Here is an 18,442-nt window from a genome sequence, read left to right on the forward strand (position 1 = left end):
TATCCTATTTTTCAATTCCAACTCAATTTTCCCTCAATGTCTTTTTCCTCCAACTTTCGTATGCTTATCTCACAGCAAAGCAGTACCACACCGGTACAGCCTGCTGAATTAATCAATACGAAAATGGAGGTGTTTTTTATGCGAGAACTCAGAAACACAAAAATCATTGCTGTAGATCACGGCTACGGCAACATGAAAACAGCAAATACCGTCACACCAACCGGAATCAAAGCCTATGAAACAGAACCCATCTTCACCGGGAATATTCTGGAATATAACGGCATTTACTACCGGATTGGCGAAGGACACAAAGAATTTATCCCAGATAAAGCTATGGACGAAGAATATTATCTTCTAACTCTCATGGCGATTGCAAGGGAACTGAATGTCTTTTCCATCCGTGAAGCAGACGTTCATCTGGCTGCCGGGCTTCCTCTGACATGGATCAGAAACCAGAGAGAAGATTTCCGTTCCTATCTGCTCCAGAATCCAGAAGTCCATTACCGATTTAACAGCAAAGAGTATCATCTCCGTTTTGTGGGATGCAGCCTTTACCCGCAGGGATATCCGGCTATCGTAAACCGACTTGGAGATTTCAAGGGGACAAATCTTCTTGCAGATATCGGCAACGGAACCATGAACATTCTGTATATCAATAATAAGAAAGCACAGGAAAGCCGGTGCTGGACAGAAAAGTTTGGCGTAAACCAATGCATGATTGCCGCTAAAAACGCTGTTCTGGACAACTTCGGAGTAAAGATTGAAGAATCTACCGTAGAGCAGATTCTGCGGTTTGGAACCGCTGACATTTCAGCGTCTTATCTGGATTGTATTACTGCTGTTGCCAGACAGTATGTCACAGATATTTTTGCCACGCTCCGCAAATATGAATACAATCCTGGCCTGATGCGCCTGTATGTGGTCGGAGGCGGTGGATGCCTGATCCGTAACTTTGGAGCGTATGACAAATCACGAGTTACCATCCTTGATGATATCTGTGCCACTGCCAAAGGTTATGAATCTCTGGCTTATATGAGCCTGAAAAGGAGGGGATAAGCCATGCAGAACCATATCCGCAACACAAACCTGCGATTTAATCTGGACAAAGACCAGCAGCGGAGAGCCTGGGAATATTTACAGACGATGGACAGACAGAATTTTAAATCTTACAGCCAGGTAATCTCCCTTGCACTGGTCGATTATTTTGACCGCTACTACCGCACTCAGGCTGATCCCTATCTGGAAACAAGGGAACGGGAAGAACTTTTTGTGAAACAGATTGTAGAAGCAGTAGAACACAGCCTGAAACAGTCATTGCCGATTTTTCTGTCCGGGCTGACTGCAGGCATGTTGGAAAGGGAATCCCCCATCAGGATGCCCTTTCCAGCTCCTGAAAAAGAACAGCCGGATCGTGATATAGACTGGGATTTTCTTGGAGAATAAACCATTGTGATTGGAGGTGAACACATGACGGACTTTCTGACAGCAGACACAAGCCTGCCATCTTATATGATGTTTCCCCGTTTTCTTCTGGACATGGAAATAAACGAAACTGCCAAAATGCTTTATATGATCCTGCTCGACCGTGCAAGGCTTTCCCAGAAAAATGAGGGCTGGTCAGATACAAATGGTCATGTGTTCCTCTACTTTACGATTGAAGCACTGGCAGAAGTTCTCCACAAAAGCCAGATGACGGTGAAAACTGCTCTGGCAGTACTGGAAAAACAAGAGCTTATCTTCCGAAAACGGCAGGGACCCGGACACCCTAATCGGATCTATGTAAAAATCCCGAAAGAAACCCTCAGCAATACAGACAGAATTCTTTCCTCAAGACAGACAGAAAACTGTCCTATTGACAGACAGGATTCTTTCCCTGATACAGACAGAAAACTGTCCAGTAATAAGAAAGAGATAAAAAAGAACCATTTAACAATAAGAGGGAGTAAAGAGCCACGCTCACCCTATGGAACATTTCAAAATGTTTTTCTGTCAGAGACGGAGCTGGAAAATATCCGGCAGACAATCCCTGACTGGCAGGACTATATGGAACGCTTATCCGGTTATATGGCTTCTACCGGAAAGCAATACCAAAACCATGCAGCTACCATCATCCGTTGGGCAAGACAGGATCATCCTGTTTCCCGGCAACGAAATTATGAAAGTGAGGAATACGAAACATTATGACAACATTTACAGAAAAACCAACAGCTATCACACCAAACAGAGAGCTTCAGTCTGATGAATATTTTAACGAAACAAATCACCTGATCTACTGTTCCAAATGCAATACGCCAAGACAGTGCAGGCATGAATTACAGGGAAAGGTTCTTATTCCTTCCATCCGCTGTAAGTGCCAGCAGGAGATCTTTGAACAGGAGGAAGCCCAGAGAAAACTTCATGAAAAGCAAATGGAAATAGAGCATCTCAAAACCAGCGGCTTACAGGACAAATCACTTTATGACTACACCTTTGCCAAAGATAACGGCAGCAATCCGGAAATGAAACTTGCACACAATTATGTAAGTAACTGGGAAGAGATGAAAGCAAACGCTTCCGGACTTCTCATCTGGGGCGATGTCGGTACTGGAAAATCTTTCTTTGCAGGCTGCATTGCCAATGCCCTTCTGGAAAAAGGCGTCCCGGTACTGATGACCAACTTTTCCCGGATTCTGAATACCCTTACCGGAATGCATTTTGAAGACAGGAATCAGTTCATCCACAGCTTAAACCGCTACAGCCTTCTGATCATTGATGACCTCGGAATTGAACGGAACTCTGACTTTGCACTGGAACAGGTATTCAATGTGATTGACAGCCGTTACCGCAGTAAAAAGCCCCTGATCATAACAACCAATCTCACTTTATCAGAGCTGAATAACGCCGCTGATATCGCACACAAGCGAATTTATGACCGGATTCTGGAGAGATGTGTTCCCATCCGTATCAATAACCGGAATATCCGTCAGGACAATGCAACAGCTAATTTAAAAAAAACGAAAAAAATTCTGTTAGATAATCACACTTCAAACCAGAGTTGAAACAAAGCAGCATCGCACAATAACTATTTTTCACTGACAGTAGTACTACTTTCTTTTCTTATTTATCACCAGAGACATGCCACTGTCAGTTATCTAAAACTATAGTACTAAACCACAAGATTTTAAAACTAAATCGCCCGGATACGGGCATAAAAAGGAGGTGCCAGATATGGCAAATAAAAGAATTATGACACCAGAAGAAAAAGTGCTTTTACAGGCAAAACACAGACTGGAAGAAATCGAAGCAAGAAACCGTAAAAAGGAACGTAATGCCAGAACACGCAGATTGATTCAAGAAGGAGCGATTCTGGAAAGCATTGCTCCACATATTAAAGAAATGGATTTAGATACCCTAAAGCGGGAGCTGATGCTCCGGCTAAGAGGAATGTAAATACACAAGTTCTACTCCCGAAGGGCGCACTTACTCACCACCCGATAAATCGGGCGGTGGTATCCCCTACGGGGCTCGTGCGCTCTGCCGAGGGCTATCCGCTGTTGCAGGCAACATCGAAAGGAGGTGCCAGATATGGCAATTTATCATATGCAAGCCAAGGTCGTCAGCCGTGGTTCCGGGCGGTCTGCTGTCGCTGCATCTGCTTATATGAGCTGTAGCCGCATATACAATGATTACGATGGCATCCAGCATGACTACACCCGAAAACATGGACTGATCTATCAGGAAGTAATGCTTCCCCCTATGGCTCCGCCTAAATGGAAAAACCGGGAGCAACTCTGGAATGCTGTAGAAGCTGCTGAAAAAACAAAAGACAGCCGACTGGCAAGAGAATTTGTTGTCGCACTCCCTATTGAGTTGGATAAAGACAGCAATATTTCTCTTCTTCAGAATTTTATTCAAAAGAATTTTGTAGATATGGGAATGTGTGCCGATTTCGCCATTCACGATACAGATGGTCACAATCCCCATGCACACATTCTACTTACTGTCCGTCCATTAAACGAAAACGGAACATGGCAGTATAAAACCGAAAAAGAATATCTATGCATCAAAGATGGAGAGGAAAAGGGATTTACTGCTTCTGAATTTAAGGATGCTCAGAAAGAGGGCTGGGAAAAACAGTATCGTTATAAAGCTGGGAAAAAGAAAGTATATCTGACTCCCTCGGCAGCACAGGAGAAAGGTTATGAACGTATCGACAAACATCCAAAAAGCACCCGGTATGGCAGACAAAACCCGATTTCCGAACAATGGAACAGTGAGGAACAGCTCTGCCTCTGGAGAGCAAACTGGGCAGATGCCGTAAATAAAATGCTTGCCCTTAATCAGATAAATGCCGCCATTGATCACCGCAGTTTTGCAGCTCAGGGAATCACAGAACAGCCAACCATCCATGAGGGCTACATTGCCCAGAATATGGAAAAGAAAGGCATGATAGCAGACCGGTGTGAAATCAACCGTCAGATTCGTGCAGATAACAAAATGCTTCGGGAATTAAAAGCACAGGTGAAAAAATTTGCCCAAGCTGTCGAAAAATCTATTCCGGTAATTGCAGAAACATTAGAAGCAATCCGAAATCATATGATTTTTACACAATATCATTTACTTCATAATGAAATGCAAAAAGAAGTGATCCATGACTGGATGCAGCATTTTCGTCCTATCCTGAATCAATATGATACCATTAAGAAAAAGCTCAAAGCGAAAGTTACTGAAAAGAAAGAACTAAATGTGCAAAAAAGTAAAACCAGTATTCTAAATCCATTCCAGCATATAAAGTTAAATCAGCAGCTTACAACCGTAACAGAAGAAATCGAGGAACTGAAATCTGTCAAAGAACAGCTGCTGTTTCAGGCTGAATGCTCCACAGAGAAAGATATGGCGAGCCTTTCCAGAAAATACGACCAGATGGATAAGAATCTGGATATTCTCGATTCTCAAGATATGTCTCTCAAAGGGCAGCTTAAAAAAGATGCTGTCGCTTTCCAAGAGGAAAAATTCCGTCCTGACCCGGAGCAATACACTGAATTACTGGATGCCAGAATCCAGATACGACCTACTTTCCGAGATAAACTGATTGAGCAGCTCAAAGGTACTTTTGGTGAATATTATGACTATCACCGTCGTGATATTGCAGCTAATGAAGTAGATTATCTCAATGTTGAAGATCCTGATGTTTTCTCCCATCGTGCCTGGGAACTTGAATATCAGAGAAAACAAGAGATGCGACGAAATCAGCCTGTCCGAACTAAGAAAAAATCACATGATATAGAATTGTAATTTGATTCTTCTTTGAACCCGTACAAACACAAAGAGCTGAACAAATAGGATTTTTCGTCCTACCTGTTCAGCTCTTTGTCTACCTGTAAATCAATTCTTTCAACACAATCTCTTCCGCCGCATTTCGGATATTATTTACCGTTCCTACCCAAGCCATCTGGTCACAGGCTTTCGTTTCTTCTGTAATACCTTGCCTCTTCATCATCTGACACACCAGAATATCCATCCTCTCCTGTGCTTCATCGTCCACAGCATTCAGATGTTCCACCAGTCTGTCCTCCAATATATACAGTGAATATATTGCCGGACGATGCTCTTTCAAATACGTTTTTCGTATCATTCCATATTTTCCATAATACGGTTCTTCATCTGTACTGACAAGATTCGGATAGTAAATTCCGTCTGCGCCAAGTGTGTAGGTTCCACCCATTTTTTCAAATGTGCTTTTCATGTGTTATTCCTCCTTGAAATCAGCGATGCCCTTAGATCATCGCAAAATATTCCAGGGCAGCCTTGATAGCTTCTTCCTTCTCTTTCGGGCATTGTGGAACTCTTGCATTTTCTGATTTTGGAAGATTATAGTTTTCTCCCACTTCAATTCCACATTTGCGTTTTACCTGAGAAATATATAAACTTGAAACCTTCAAGCCAAATTCTTTCAGCACATAATCTTTGATTTCCTGATAGGTTGCTTTCAACTCGGCACTGGTGGCATCCAGCTCGTCCAGGTCTAAGTCGATCTCTATCGTGTCATCTGGTTTTTGTTGGGACAAAAGAACAACTGTCTCCACATGCACCGACATTGGAAATTGATCTACCGCCCTGACTCTCTCCAGGCAATATCCTCTCTCGCACAATATCTTCAAATCTCTTGCCAATGTCGCCGAATCACAGCTTACATAGACAATTTTATCTGGCTGCATCTCTGTCATCGTATGCAGCAATGTCTCATCACATCCTTTACGTGGCGGATCTACCACAATAACATCTGCATGAGCTCTTTCTCCGTCATGTGTTTTTGCATATTCTTCATAGTATTTTGGCAAAATTTCTTCTGCTTTTCCAACATAAAATTCTGCATTTTCAAATCCGTTGATCGCTGCATTTCTCTTAGCATCTTCAATGGCCTGTAGAATAATTTCAACTCCGTAAACCTGTTTTGCTTTCTGTGCTAAAAATAATGAAATCGTTCCAATTCCACAGTACAGATCCCAAACTGTCTCATGCCCTTTTAAATCCGCATATTCCAATGCAAGCCCATACAATTTATCTGTCTGTACAGGATTAACCTGGTAAAATGACAATGGAGAAATCTGATATTTTACATCCCCGATGTAGTCTGTAATATATCCTTGTCCCCAAATTATTTCATAAGAATCACCCATGATCACATTTGTTCTTTTTGTATTGGAACTAAATGTAATACTTGTCATTCCTTCCAGTTCTCGCAATGTCTCTACAAGCTCTTCAACATGTGGAATGTGTTTTCCATTGATTACATAACAAACCATGATTTCTTTTGTTGTAAATCCATACCGGATAAGAGCATGACGAATCAGACCTTTTCCTGTATTCTCATCGTATGACGGAATCTGATATTTTTTCATAAACGAAAGGGTCTTCTCCAATATTTCTTTGTTGACTGCCACTCCAAGTGCACAGTCAGTATTTGCTATAATATCATGTGTTCTACCCGCATAGAATCCTGTAATGGGATTCCCCTCTTTATCTGTTCCAAATGGAAATTGGGCTTTGTTTCGATAGTGAAACGGCTCTTCCATTCCGACAACCGGCTCCATGATTTTTTCTAAAAGTTCTGGAGAAAATCCACCGATTCTCTCCAGATTACCACGTACTTTATTATGTTTAAATTGAAGCTGCTGCTCATACGACATTTCCTGAATCTGACATCCGCCACATTTTCTGGCAAATGTACAGACTGGTGTCACACGATCTTTCGATGGTGTGATGATCTTCATCAGTCTTGCGTAACCATAATTTTTTTTAGCTTTCATAACCTTCGCTTCTACTACATCGCCAATTACAGCATCTTTAATAAATAATGTATATCCGTCTACTTTTCCGATTCCTTCACCATTGACACCAATGTCTTCAATGGTTACAATCGCAGTTTCATTTTTCTGCATCATGATTTGCTTTCCTCACTCAATGATGTTTTTCTAAGATTTGATTCAAACAGACGATTATATCCCAACCAGTCTGTTCCTGATTTATCTTTGAAAATCTCCTTTAATGTCTGCATCTTTGCATCTGCATTATCTGCCAGATTCAGTGCCACAGCTTCTGCCAGTGCCGGTTTCTTTGGTGAACCATATTCTAATTCTCCATGGTGTGCTACGATGCAGTGTTTCCATTCATTTGCCAGTTTTTCCGGAAAATCTGGAATTGTACGGATTGCCTCTCCTATCATCTCAACTCCTATCACAATATGTCCAACGAGCTGTCCAATGTCTGTATAATCATTGTCTGGGAAATTTGACAGTTCTTTCGTCTTTCCAATATCATGACAAACTGCTGATGCATACAATAAGTCTGCATTTAAAATATCATATGCATTTGCAAAGTATTCGCACATCTTAGTCACGCTCAAAGTATGCTCCAAAAGCCCTCCTGCAAATCCATGATGAACTGTCTTTGCTGCTGAATGTCCTTTAAAGGATTTGATAAATGCTTCGTCTTTTACAAAATAGTATTCTACAGCCTGTCGTAAATATGGATTGGAAATTTTGCGAATATACCCCAGTAATTCCTCATACATACCATCTACACTTTTTTCTGAAGTCGGCATGTAGTCTCCCGGATTATATTCATCTTCACTTGCAATACGAAGCTGTTTAATATTTAACTGTAAATTATTGTTATATGTAATTACATCTCCGACAACTTCAACAAAGTCCTTCTCGTCGTAATCTGCAATCCCCTGAGAGTTCGGATCCCATATCTTTCCGTCCAACGTACCTGTCTTATCCTGTAAGATAAGGTTATCATATGGTTTTCCGTTTCTTGTCTCGGCTGAGCGTTTTCCTTTACACAGATAAATACTTCTGATCGTTTCACCCTCATGCAGCTCTTTAATATATTTCATTATTATTTCCTCTTTCTATCTCTATTCTTTACTTCCTATCGTGACATTATATGTCACTTCTACATATCCATTACTTCCACGGCGTTGTCCACAGACTTTTATTGTTTCACCCACGGTACACTTTTCAATCGCTTTTGTATATGATGCTGTTCCTGTCACGGTCATTCCTTTAATTTCCTGAATAATATCTCCATGCTGGATTCCCGCATCCATCGCCGGAGAATCTGACTGTACATTCGTAATATATACTCCGATTGGTATGTGCTGCTGTTCTGAAATTTCTTCTGTCACAGCATTTCCATACGCTCCCAGATATGGTACACTTTCTCCGTTTAACATCATCTCAAGCACTTCCTTCAAATCTGAAATCGCAAGTGCATTTGCTGTCCTGCTTCCTGTGTCCTTCAATACATCACTTCGGATCAGCCCTAATACTTCTCCTTTTAGATTCACAAGAATCCCTGTACCGCCTTCGGCTAAAGAAATATTTGTACTGAGCACCTGACACTGGCTGTCATCAAATACCGCCTCCTGTGATTTGGAACTGATCACACCATAGCTTAAGCCATCATCATAGCCAAATATGTATCCGAGTGCAATAACAACCTGTCCTCTTTTGCAAGTATTTGAATTGCCAAATGTGGCTACTTCGATTCTCTTTTGTGTCGCATCGGAAACATTTTTCTTATCTATGCTAAACACTGCAATATTTCTATTCTTGTCTTGTTTTTTTAATGCCGCATCAGATTCTTCCTTCCCGTTAAATGTCACTTTCCAATGCGTTGCTTCTTTACAGATCAAAGCGTCTGTTAAAACAAGTATTTCCCTCGAATTTTCACCTACGATCACTCCTGAAGATTGTCTCAGATTCATAGTCTCTGTTGTCCAGTCCCCTTTTTCGGTCGCTTGAACTATTACAACACTTTTTTCTGCTTTCTCTGCTATAGAATACATGCTGTCCAACATTTCTTCATAGTGTTCTGCCGCAGTCTCGGTACTAAGCTGTGAATCATCTGCATCGTCTTGTGAATCATCGTCTTGTGCTGTATCTCCATCCTCAACAGGTATCGTTACCTTTGTCTCATCGTGATAAAATATCTCTTCTGCCCATGGTTTGAGCGCAAAAAAACTACAGCAGGCAAAAATCCCGAAAATTGTACCATACAATATATTCCGTATATATTGCATAACTCGGCTTTTCCCGCTCTTCTTTTTTGTCTTTACAGTCTCTTGAAGAAAAGAAAAGTTTTCTCCTGCTTCTTTTTGACTTTTCCTTGTATCTTTTTTCTCATCAGCACTTGAATTGTCACTGTTTTTTTCTTTCTGTTCCTTCGACATACGCTGCAGTCTCCTTTACCAAATCAGTATAACGTATTCCCGCGGATTGTTCAATATTATCCTTTCCAATGGATTGTAAATAAGCTATAATGAGGATTGGTAAAATAGTATTTTAATTAATATTTTTATAAAAAGGATAGATTATGAATCAGAAAACATTAACCAAATTAGAATATCATAAAATTATTGCCATGTTGGAAGAACAGGCATCTTCCTTCCGTGGCAGACAGCTTTGTCGTAAACTGAAGCCGATGACTAATCTGGATAAGATTAATACGTCTCAGGAACAGACTGCTGCCGCATTTACCAGACTGATTAAAAAAGGGCGTATTTCTTTCAGCGATGCCGCTCCTGTGGAAGAGTCCATGAAACGTCTGGAGGTTGGCGCAGCTCTCGGAAGCGGCGAATTACTCCGCATTCTCAAGCTTCTTCAAGCAGCCGGACGTGTCAAAGCATATGGCCGTCATGACACACAAGATGAACTTACTGATTGTCTGGATGCCTATTTTGAACAACTAGAGCCTCTGACTCTTTTGGCAAATGAGATTGAGCGCTGTATCATCAGCGAAGATGAAATCAGCGATGATGCCAGCAGCACACTGAAGCACATCCGACGTAATATCAATAATATGAATGACAAAGTACATGCTACCTTAACAAATCTTGTAAATGGTTCTCTTAGAACTTATTTGCAGGATCCGATTATCACAATGCGCGGAGACCGTTATTGTCTGCCGGTCAAAGCAGAATGCCGTGGAAATGTACAGGGTATGATCCACGATCAGTCTTCTACGGGTTCTACTTTATTTATCGAACCTATGGCTGTTGTGAAATTAAATAATGATCTGAAGGAATTATATGCGAAAGAACAGGAAGAAATCCAGGTGATCCTGGCTCGTCTAAGCGAGGATGCTGCAGAATATATCGAAGAGATCCGAACAGACTATCGCTCTTTAACTGACTTAGACTTCATTTTTGCAAGAGGACGTCTTGCATTGGAAATGAACGGAAGCCGCCCGCTTTTTAACACCGAAGGACGTATTTATATCCGTGAGGGACGTCATCCGCTACTGGATGCACGTAAAGTTGTTCCAATTACAATTTCTCTCGGAAAGGATTTTACACTATTAATTGTAACCGGACCAAACACCGGCGGTAAGACGGTGTCTCTTAAAACTGTTGGATTACTGACATTGATGGGACAGGCAGGACTTCATATTCCAGCCGGCGACCATTCCGAACTGGCTGTATTTCATCAGGTTTATGCTGATATCGGAGACGAACAGAGTATCGAACAAAGTTTAAGTACATTTTCTTCTCATATGACGAATATCGTTTCCTTTTTGCAAGATGTAGATGAGAATTCTCTTGTACTTTTCGATGAGTTAGGTGCCGGAACTGACCCGACAGAGGGAGCTGCCCTCGCCACTGCCATTCTCTCATATTTACACAAGCGTGGAATCCGGGCAATGGCTACTACACATTACAGTGAATTAAAAGTGTATGCATTATCTACTCCGGGTGTTGAAAATGCCTGTTGTGAATTTGACGTAGAAAGTCTGAAGCCAACCTATCGTTTATTAATCGGTATCCCTGGTAAGAGTAATGCTTTCGCAATTTCCAGCAAGCTTGGAATTCCGGATTATATTATTGAAGATGCGAAAAAACGACTGACTGAACAGGACGTCTCTTTTGAAGACATGATGACTGATCTTGAGACAAGCAAACGCACGATTGAAAAAGAACGTGAGGAAATTGCTGCATATAAACGTGAGATTGAAGCTTTAAAGATGCAGACTCGCCAAAAACAAGACAAACTGGATGAACAAAGGGAACGTATCTTACGAGAAGCAAATGAAAAAGCAAACGCTATTTTGCGTGATGCCAAAGATGTCGCCGACGAAACAATTAAGAATTTCCGTAAATTTGGAAAGGAAAACATTTCCGCAGCTGATATGGAAAAGGAACGTGAACGACTTCGCAAAAAAATCAAAGACACTTCTGCTGCATCTACAATCAAAGCACAGAAGCCGAAAAAAGCTTATAAGCCGTCCGATTTTAAACTTGGCGAATCTGTTAAGGTTCTCAGTATGAATCTGACAGGAACGATTAGTTCTAAACCAGATTCTCGTGGAAATGTAACTGTACAGATGGGTATCTTACGTTCTCAGGTAAATATTTCTGACCTGGAAATTATCGAGGATGTGAATCCATACAGTCCAAAAGCAATGAAGCGAACTTCGAAGGGTAAAATCAAAATGAGCAAATCACTTTCTGTAAGTCCAGAGATTAATTTACTTGGAAAAACTGTCGATGAAGCCGTTTCTGAATTGGATAAATATCTGGATGATGCACTTCTTTCTCATCTGAACAGTGTCCGTGTCGTACATGGAAAAGGAACCGGTGCTTTGAGAAAGGGAATTCATGAATACTTACGCCGTCAGAAACACGTCAAGTCTTATCGACTTGCTGAATACGGCGAAGGTGATGCCGGTGTTACTATTGTAGAATTGAAATAAGGAGGAATTTGAAATGGTCACAAAACAGAAAATTTTAATCGTAGATGATGATGAAAATATTGCCGAGCTTATTTCTCTTTATCTGACAAAGGAATGTTTCGATACTAAAATGGTCTATAACGGAGAAGATGCACTCAACGCATTTGACACTTATCAGCCAAATCTTGTGCTTCTGGATCTTATGCTTCCAGGCATTGACGGTTATCAGGTGTGCCGCGAAATTCGTGCCAAATCTGCTACGCCTATCATCATGCTTTCCGCCAAGGGAGAAGTTTTTGACAAGGTGCTCGGGCTGGAGCTTGGTGCAGATGACTATATTTTAAAACCATTTGACTCTAAAGAAATGGTTGCCCGTGTACGTGCCGTTCTCCGCCGTTATCAGCCAGTCCGTCCGGAACCGGCTGCTGCCGAGAAGATTAAATGTGTAGAATATGACGGACTTATTATTAATTTGACCAATTACTCTGTCGTTTGTGATGGACAACAGGTCGACATGCCACCAAAGGAACTGGAACTGCTTTATTTTCTTGCATCATCACCAAACCAGGTATTTACAAGGGAACAATTATTAGATCAGATCTGGGGATATGAATATATTGGAGACACCCGCACTGTTGATGTTCATATTAAACGCCTTCGTGCAAAAATCAAAAATCATGATTCCTGGGGGCTTAGCACTGTCTGGGGTATCGGATATAAATTTGAGACAAAATAACTATGTTCTTATGCCGTACGGTCCTTTAGCTGTACGGCAATGATTATATAAAAAAATAAGAAAGGCTTATCTATCTATGAAAAGTACACTTAATTTAAAGTTTATTATTTTATATATTATTTTTGGATTTTTGAGCTTTTTCACTGCCGCCACTCTTGGAAATCAGCTTTTAATTGAGACTCTTAAAGTCAACACCGCACAAAACATGTACAAAGAGGCCAATATCCTTACAACCAATTATCTGCCTTCTTATTTTTCCGGCGAAACTACTGCCTGGTCTGTACATACTCAATTAAGTGCAATGAAGATCTACATGAATTCTTCTCTCTGGTTTGTATCAGAAGACGGAACAATCATTACTGCCAGCAATTGGAATAATACAAGTGCGCCTTCTTCTATTGCTGATTTCGATCCGGCTGAAACCGCTGGGAATCAATATTTAATAGGTGATTATCATGGATATTTCAAAGAAAATATGATTACAGTCATCGCACCTGTTATACAAGGATTTGATACCAAGGGATATCTTTTAATCCACACCCCTGTATCTTATATTGACAACATTTGTGTTCAGCTGATGAAACCTTTCTATATTACTATTTTCGTAATTTATATTATGGCATTTATTTTTCTGATTGGTTTTCAATATTTTATACTTCTCCCTCTCCGACAGATTACAGATGCTGCAAAACAATATGCGCTTGGAAATCTTGAGTATGAAACTCCTGTACACACACAGGATGAGATGGGATATCTGTCAGCATCTCTCAATTATATGGCTGCGCAGTTAAAGGATATGGAAGACTATCAAAAGAAAATCGTTGCAAATGTTTCTCATGATTTCCGTTCTCCTCTTACTTCTATGAAAGGGTATGTTCAGGCTATGTCTGATGGAACAATCCCGCCGGAATTATATGAGAAGTATCTCGGAATCATTTTATTTGAAACAGAACGTTTGACTGATTTGACCAATGACCTGCTCACCTTAAATGAATTTGATACAAAAGAACTTTTGCTTGATAAAACCGATTTTGACTTGCAGGAAATGATCAAGCATACCGCTGCATCCTTTGAAGGAGTCTGCACTCCAAAACATGTTTCAATTAAATTAGTACTGGTAGACGAAACAGTTCTGGTCCATGCCGACCGACGAAAAATCCAGCAGGTACTATATAACTTAATCGATAACGCTATCAAATTCAGCGACAATGATTCTACTGTCACCGTCGAAGTCACACTGAAAAACGACAAGATTTTTACTTCTGTCAAAGATACCGGTATCGGTATTCCTAAAAATGACCAGGGAAAAATCTGGGAACGTTTTTACAAATCAGACCTCTCTCGTGGAAAAGACAAAAAAGGAACCGGACTTGGGCTCTCTATTGTAAAAGAAATCATACAAGCTCACGATGAACATATTAATGTCATCAGTACAGAAGGTGTCGGAACAGAATTTATTTTTTCGCTTACTCGAAGCTAAGGCAGGGAGAGCCAAAGGGGATGGGAGAGCCAAGGGGACGGAGTTAGTGGCTTTTTGCGTAGCAAAAAGCCACTAACTCCGTCCCCATTTGGCTCTCCCATCCCCTTTGGCTCTATTTATACAACATATTCTGAATTGATTCATCTTCCAGATTATCTTTTGTAACCCAGATATATCCTGTATCTACAACTGCTTCATTTCCACTCTGCAATATGGTTCTCGCTGCTGCAACAACGGAAGCATATCCCATACCAAATGGATTCTGCACTACAAGTCCTGAGATTTCTCCATTCTTCATTGCAGCGATTTGTTCCTCACTGATATCAAATCCTACAAGTGCCACTTTGCCTGCAAGCTCTGTTTTTTGCAATGCTTCCAGAGCAAAAATTGTTGAGGATTCATTTGTTCCAAACACACCTTTTAAATCAGGATATTTTTCCAAATAATACTGCATTACTTCATCATCTGTCATCTTCTCTACTGCTGCCTTTTGAAGGTCTTCTGACATATTTGGATCCTTTTCTACTGCAATCTTCTTTTTCAAATCATCCAGCTTATCACAATATATCGTTTCTACGATTGATACAGACGGATAATTATTTTTTATCTCCTCTTCAAAACTTTTTGCTCTTTCTTTTGCTGTCTCAGAATTGGAATCATGTACAACAAGGATAACCTGTCCTTCATCTCCTATTTCGTTGGCCAATTTATATGCTCCTGTGCGGGCTGCATCTTCATTATCAGTCTTTACGATACACTGGATTCCTTTATACTCATTTCCTGAGTCCAGTGAAATGACCGGAATTCCATTTGCTGTTGCCAAGTCAAACTGTACACTGCATGCAGCACTGTCAATACTTGCTATTCCAACCGCATCCGGATAGCGCGACAGCTCTTCATCCAGAATATTCACCTGCTCATCGATGTCCTCTGACTTTGCCGGTGCATTATATGTAACTTTAATCTTATCGCTGCCTTTATAGCCAAGCTCTTTATTTAAATCGTCCGCAGCCTGCATAACACCTTTTTTAACATTCGTCCAATAAGATGATGAATCATCTTTTCCGATAATTGAAATATATGTACCCGGCTCAAGATTCAAGCCTTCCACATTATTATATGCCGCAGGCGATATCGCATTAAGATTCCCCTGGTATTCTGGCTTTTCCGTTTCTTTTCCGGTAAATGTTGTTGTCTGCTCCTGCTGTTTTCCACATGCACATATCATGAATGTCGTTGCCATTACAACTGCTGTAATAGTCATCCATCTTTTCTTCATTCATTATCTCCCCTTTTTATAACAAATTATTGTATTTGCTTTACTGTACCTTACTTATTGTACACGATTATTGTGAAAATAAAAGGAATTTTTTCTTAAATCTTTCTTTTTTGCAACTTATACTGTAATAATTTTCTGCTTGTATATTCTACACATTTGTATTAGAATAGAGAATAACAACAGAAAAATGTTGTAATTTTTCGAAGGAGGTACATACTATGGCACGCGTAATTAGTGATGAATGTGTAAGCTGTGGTACTTGCGAAGGCGAATGTCCAGTAGGCGCTATTTCTGAAGGAGATGGCAAATACGTTGTAGATGCAGACGCTTGTGTTGACTGTGGAGCTTGTGAAGCTGCATGTCCTACAGGAGCTATTTCTGAAGCTTAAGAATCATATTATAAAGCAAAGTGATCACAAAAAAGAAAGCCTTACTCATCTGATATCAGATGGCGTAGGGCTTTCTTTTTTATTGCTTTACTTGTTTTTTCTCAATATTTCTTTATAACCTCGTTTTTATCGTTACTGTTCCCAGTAACTTTTTGTCTTCTCTGCGCAGAATTTGACGAACGATTTTCCCTCGCAATAAGTATACTCTATGCTATACTTGTTTAAGGAACATGATTCATATTTATATCATTTCTATTAGACTTGTTATCCGAATATCTTAAGGAGGTATCTATATTTTATGGGTGAAGTCAGATTTATGATTTCTGAGGCCGCTAAACAAGTTCATGTTGAAGCTCATGTACTTCGTTACTGGGAAGATGAACTGGATTTGAAAATCGGCCGTACAGAAATGGGACACCGATACTATACTGAAGATGATATACAACTATTCCGATGTATCCAAAAACTAAAAGATGAAGGCGTTATGCTAAAAGATTTGAAACCTATGATTCATGAATTAACAATCGCAAAAGAAAAATTAACCGAGCCAAAAGAAACCGCTAAACTTCCGGCAAATGTAACATCCACTGATATCACTAAAAAAGAAGTGGACTCTGCTGATGTAATTCCTATCACTCAATTGGAACAGGTTCGTAATCTCATTGGGGATGTATTGACAGAAGTTGTAACTGAAAATAATAAAACGCTGGAAACAAACATTAGCAAAAAAGTAACTCAGGATGTTCTGCGAGAGGTAGATTTTCTTTTTCAGGCAAATGAACGTCAGGAAGAAGAACATTATCGTAAACTTGACACCTTGATCCGACAGCAACAGACAATTCGAAAAGAGGCCGTGAAAGATACTCCTCTCACCCGCCTTCGAAAAATTCTTACATAGGAGAGAACCGGGGAGAGCCAAGGGGACGGAGTTAGTGGCTTTTTGCGTAGCAAAAAGCCACTAACTCCGTCCCCTTGGCTCTCCGGTTCTCCCAACTATTGATCCTGCTGTCGCAGTTCGTTTCCAAATCTTGTATACTGAGGCATCCATGCCAGTCGCACTGTACCAATCGGGCCGTTACGCTGTTTTGCAATAATAATCTCAGCAATGTTTTTATCTTCCGTATCTGGAATATAATAATCTTCTCGATAAATAAACATACATACATCGGCATCCTGCTCAATGGCTCCGGACTCACGCAAGTCAGACAACATAGGACGCTTATCTGTTCTGGATTCTACTGCACGGCTCAACTGCGAAAGTGCAATAACCGGAACATTTAGCTCTCTTGCCAGCCCTTTAAGCGAACGTGAAATCTCTGAAATTTCCTGCTGACGGCTCTCATTACTTCTTCCACCGCTTCCACTCATCAACTGTAAGTAGTCAATAATGATAAGATCCAGTCCCATCTCCATCTTATACTTACGACATTTCGAACGCATCTCTGCAATTGAAATACCGGATGTATCATCGATGATCATTTTCGATTTTCCAATTCGTCCTGCTCCTTCTATCAGCTTCTCCCAATCTGTATCTTTTAAATTACCGGTTCGAAGCACCTGTGCATCTACATGAGATTCCAGCGAGAACAGTCGGTTAACCAGCTGTTCCTTCGACATCTCAAGACTGAATATTGCAACTGCCAGATTTTCGCGAAATGCAACATGCTGTGCGATATTTAACACAAACGCTGTTTTTCCCATAGAAGGACGGGCAGCGATCAAAACTAAGTCCGAACGCTGTAATCCGGATAATTTATAATCCAGGTCTATAAAGCCGGTTGGAATACCGGTTACTGTTCCCTTCGTCTTGGATGCTTTTTCGATTACATCCAACGCATTTAACACAACCTGCTTAATAGGAACATATTCTTGTACATTTCCCCGTTCAACTAACTCAAATACCTTTTTTTCTGTCGTTTCCAAAATCTCCTCAAGCGGACGATTTTCCATATAACAGGTATTGGCGATTTCTTCATTAATCTTGATCAGTTTTCTTAATGTCGATTTCTCCTGGACAATCTGCGCATAATACTTTACATTTGCAGAAGTGTCAACATTCATCAACAAATCACGGACATACTCCATACTGACAATTTCCGGCGGAGCATTTTTTTCTTTTAAATGTTCCTGCAATGTAATCAGATCAACCGGTTTGCCAGAATGAAACATCTCCACCATCGCATCAAACAAAATTCCATAAGCAGTCTGGTAAAAATCCTCACCATGCAAAATCTCAGATGTCTCCATAATTGCATCTTTATTCATCAGCATGGCTCCTATGACAGCCTGCTCTGCCTCTGTACTGTGCGGCATAATTCTTTTAATTACTGCTTCTTCCATAC

Annotated in this window: 17 protein-coding genes; 11 read left to right on the forward strand and 6 right to left on the reverse strand. The window is 40.5% G+C overall.

The window, feature by feature from the left end; genetic code table 11:
- The first annotated feature begins 138 nt into the window (after positions 1 to 138).
- From LQE94_RS13100 to mobQ, 6 genes are all read left to right on the forward strand, one after another.
- On the forward strand, positions 139 to 1,056 hold the full coding sequence (locus LQE94_RS13100) for a ParM/StbA family protein (RefSeq protein WP_009245410.1): 918 nt from the start codon (positions 139 to 141) through the stop codon (positions 1,054 to 1,056).
- A gap of 3 nt (positions 1,057 to 1,059) precedes the next feature.
- Complete coding sequence (locus LQE94_RS13105; protein ID WP_005428271.1) at positions 1,060 to 1,443, forward strand: hypothetical protein; 384 nt, start codon at positions 1,060 to 1,062, stop codon at positions 1,441 to 1,443.
- A 24-nt stretch (positions 1,444 to 1,467) separates the two neighbouring features.
- Complete coding sequence (locus tag LQE94_RS13110; RefSeq protein ID WP_005428274.1) at positions 1,468 to 2,184, forward strand: replication initiator protein A; 717 nt, start codon at positions 1,468 to 1,470, stop codon at positions 2,182 to 2,184.
- Positions 2,181 to 3,038: an ATP-binding protein gene (locus tag LQE94_RS13115; protein ID WP_005428275.1), complete on the forward strand. Its 858-nt coding sequence runs from the start codon at positions 2,181 to 2,183 to the stop codon at positions 3,036 to 3,038. The genes LQE94_RS13110 and LQE94_RS13115 overlap by 4 nt, the downstream gene beginning before the upstream one ends.
- Positions 3,039 to 3,207: 169 nt before the next feature.
- Positions 3,208 to 3,429 carry a hypothetical protein gene (locus LQE94_RS13120; protein WP_005428277.1) on the forward strand — a complete coding sequence of 74 codons (222 nt, stop codon included), beginning with the start codon at positions 3,208 to 3,210 and terminating at the stop codon, positions 3,427 to 3,429.
- 135 nt (positions 3,430 to 3,564) lie between these two features.
- Positions 3,565 to 5,274 carry a MobQ family relaxase gene (gene mobQ, locus LQE94_RS13125; protein WP_117996605.1) on the forward strand — a complete coding sequence of 570 codons (1,710 nt, stop codon included), beginning with the start codon at positions 3,565 to 3,567 and terminating at the stop codon, positions 5,272 to 5,274.
- A 79-nt stretch (positions 5,275 to 5,353) separates the two neighbouring features.
- On the opposite strand, the gene LQE94_RS13130 is transcribed toward mobQ, so the two are convergent.
- The 4 genes from LQE94_RS13130 to LQE94_RS13145 are packed head-to-tail and all read right to left on the reverse strand — an operon-like array spanning position 5,354 to position 9,718.
- Complete coding sequence (locus LQE94_RS13130) at positions 5,354 to 5,725, reverse strand: TnpV protein (protein WP_117636582.1); 372 nt, start codon at positions 5,723 to 5,725, stop codon at positions 5,354 to 5,356.
- Between the two features lie 31 nt (positions 5,726 to 5,756).
- A complete protein-coding gene (rlmD, locus tag LQE94_RS13135; protein ID WP_240577918.1) occupies positions 5,757 to 7,421 on the reverse strand; it encodes a 23S rRNA (uracil(1939)-C(5))-methyltransferase RlmD in 1,665 nt (554 codons plus the stop codon).
- Positions 7,421 to 8,380: a 3'-5' exoribonuclease YhaM family protein gene (locus tag LQE94_RS13140; protein ID WP_022074932.1), complete on the reverse strand. Its 960-nt coding sequence runs from the start codon at positions 8,378 to 8,380 to the stop codon at positions 7,421 to 7,423. Before LQE94_RS13140 ends, rlmD begins: the two co-directional genes overlap by 1 nt.
- A 21-nt stretch (positions 8,381 to 8,401) precedes the next feature.
- Positions 8,402 to 9,718 carry a S1C family serine protease gene (locus tag LQE94_RS13145; RefSeq protein ID WP_240577904.1) on the reverse strand — a complete coding sequence of 439 codons (1,317 nt, stop codon included), beginning with the start codon at positions 9,716 to 9,718 and terminating at the stop codon, positions 8,402 to 8,404.
- Positions 9,719 to 9,861: 143 nt separating this feature from the next.
- Here LQE94_RS13145 and LQE94_RS13150 point away from each other — a divergent pair, with 143 nt between their 5' ends.
- From LQE94_RS13150 to LQE94_RS13160, 3 genes are all read left to right on the forward strand, one after another.
- A complete protein-coding gene (locus tag LQE94_RS13150) occupies positions 9,862 to 12,237 on the forward strand; it encodes an endonuclease MutS2 (protein ID WP_240577905.1) in 2,376 nt (791 codons plus the stop codon).
- A gap of 13 nt (positions 12,238 to 12,250) precedes the next feature.
- Positions 12,251 to 12,952, forward strand: coding sequence for a response regulator transcription factor (locus tag LQE94_RS13155; protein ID WP_022074935.1), 702 nt, complete (start codon positions 12,251 to 12,253; stop codon positions 12,950 to 12,952).
- 76 nt (positions 12,953 to 13,028) lie between these two features.
- Positions 13,029 to 14,432, forward strand: a complete 1,404-nt coding sequence (locus LQE94_RS13160) for a sensor histidine kinase (RefSeq protein ID WP_022074936.1) — start codon at positions 13,029 to 13,031, stop codon at positions 14,430 to 14,432.
- 112 nt (positions 14,433 to 14,544) lie between these two features.
- Here LQE94_RS13160 and LQE94_RS13165 read toward each other — a convergent pair whose 3' ends face one another.
- Positions 14,545 to 15,711, reverse strand: coding sequence for a substrate-binding domain-containing protein (locus LQE94_RS13165; protein ID WP_240577906.1), 1,167 nt, complete (start codon positions 15,709 to 15,711; stop codon positions 14,545 to 14,547).
- A gap of 218 nt (positions 15,712 to 15,929) precedes the next feature.
- Between LQE94_RS13165 and LQE94_RS13170 the strand changes: the two genes are divergently transcribed.
- Both LQE94_RS13170 and LQE94_RS13175 read left to right on the forward strand, forming a co-directional pair.
- Positions 15,930 to 16,100: a DUF362 domain-containing protein gene (locus tag LQE94_RS13170; RefSeq protein WP_022074555.1), complete on the forward strand. Its 171-nt coding sequence runs from the start codon at positions 15,930 to 15,932 to the stop codon at positions 16,098 to 16,100.
- Between the two features lie 298 nt (positions 16,101 to 16,398).
- On the forward strand, positions 16,399 to 16,998 hold the full coding sequence (locus LQE94_RS13175) for a helix-turn-helix domain-containing protein (RefSeq protein WP_118724924.1): 600 nt from the start codon (positions 16,399 to 16,401) through the stop codon (positions 16,996 to 16,998).
- 95 nt (positions 16,999 to 17,093) lie between these two features.
- Here LQE94_RS13175 and dnaB read toward each other — a convergent pair whose 3' ends face one another.
- Positions 17,094 to 18,440, reverse strand: a complete 1,347-nt coding sequence (gene dnaB, locus LQE94_RS13180; RefSeq protein WP_117992051.1) for a replicative DNA helicase — start codon at positions 18,438 to 18,440, stop codon at positions 17,094 to 17,096.
- Positions 18,441 to 18,442 lie beyond the last annotated feature (2 nt).

This window comes from Mediterraneibacter sp. NSJ-151 (assembly GCF_022487435.1).
In the GTDB taxonomy this organism is placed as follows: Bacteria; Bacillota; Clostridia; order Lachnospirales; family Lachnospiraceae; genus Schaedlerella; species Schaedlerella hominis.

Excerpts from the sequence above, each read along its gene's own strand:
- LQE94_RS13100 (WP_009245410.1), top strand. The coding sequence starts at position 139 with ATGCGAGAACTCAGAAACACAAAAATCATTGCTGTAGATCACGGCTAC.
- LQE94_RS13105 (WP_005428271.1), top strand. The coding sequence starts at position 1,060 with ATGCAGAACCATATCCGCAACACAAACCTGCGATTTAATCTGGACAAA.
- LQE94_RS13110 (WP_005428274.1), top strand. The coding sequence starts at position 1,468 with ATGACGGACTTTCTGACAGCAGACACAAGCCTGCCATCTTATATGATG.
- LQE94_RS13115 (WP_005428275.1), top strand. The coding sequence starts at position 2,181 with ATGACAACATTTACAGAAAAACCAACAGCTATCACACCAAACAGAGAG.
- LQE94_RS13120 (WP_005428277.1), top strand. The coding sequence starts at position 3,208 with ATGGCAAATAAAAGAATTATGACACCAGAAGAAAAAGTGCTTTTACAG.
- mobQ (WP_117996605.1), top strand. The coding sequence starts at position 3,565 with ATGGCAATTTATCATATGCAAGCCAAGGTCGTCAGCCGTGGTTCCGGG.
- LQE94_RS13130 (WP_117636582.1), bottom strand. The coding sequence starts at position 5,725 with ATGAAAAGCACATTTGAAAAAATGGGTGGAACCTACACACTTGGCGCA.
- rlmD (WP_240577918.1), bottom strand. The coding sequence starts at position 7,421 with ATGCAGAAAAATGAAACTGCGATTGTAACCATTGAAGACATTGGTGTC.
- LQE94_RS13140 (WP_022074932.1), bottom strand. The coding sequence starts at position 8,380 with ATGAAATATATTAAAGAGCTGCATGAGGGTGAAACGATCAGAAGTATT.
- LQE94_RS13145 (WP_240577904.1), bottom strand. The coding sequence starts at position 9,718 with ATGTCGAAGGAACAGAAAGAAAAAAACAGTGACAATTCAAGTGCTGAT.
- LQE94_RS13150 (WP_240577905.1), top strand. The coding sequence starts at position 9,862 with ATGAATCAGAAAACATTAACCAAATTAGAATATCATAAAATTATTGCC.
- LQE94_RS13155 (WP_022074935.1), top strand. The coding sequence starts at position 12,251 with ATGGTCACAAAACAGAAAATTTTAATCGTAGATGATGATGAAAATATT.
- LQE94_RS13160 (WP_022074936.1), top strand. The coding sequence starts at position 13,029 with ATGAAAAGTACACTTAATTTAAAGTTTATTATTTTATATATTATTTTT.
- LQE94_RS13165 (WP_240577906.1), bottom strand. The coding sequence starts at position 15,711 with ATGAAGAAAAGATGGATGACTATTACAGCAGTTGTAATGGCAACGACA.
- LQE94_RS13170 (WP_022074555.1), top strand. The coding sequence starts at position 15,930 with ATGGCACGCGTAATTAGTGATGAATGTGTAAGCTGTGGTACTTGCGAA.
- LQE94_RS13175 (WP_118724924.1), top strand. The coding sequence starts at position 16,399 with ATGGGTGAAGTCAGATTTATGATTTCTGAGGCCGCTAAACAAGTTCAT.
- dnaB (WP_117992051.1), bottom strand. The coding sequence starts at position 18,440 with ATGGAAGAAGCAGTAATTAAAAGAATTATGCCGCACAGTACAGAGGCA.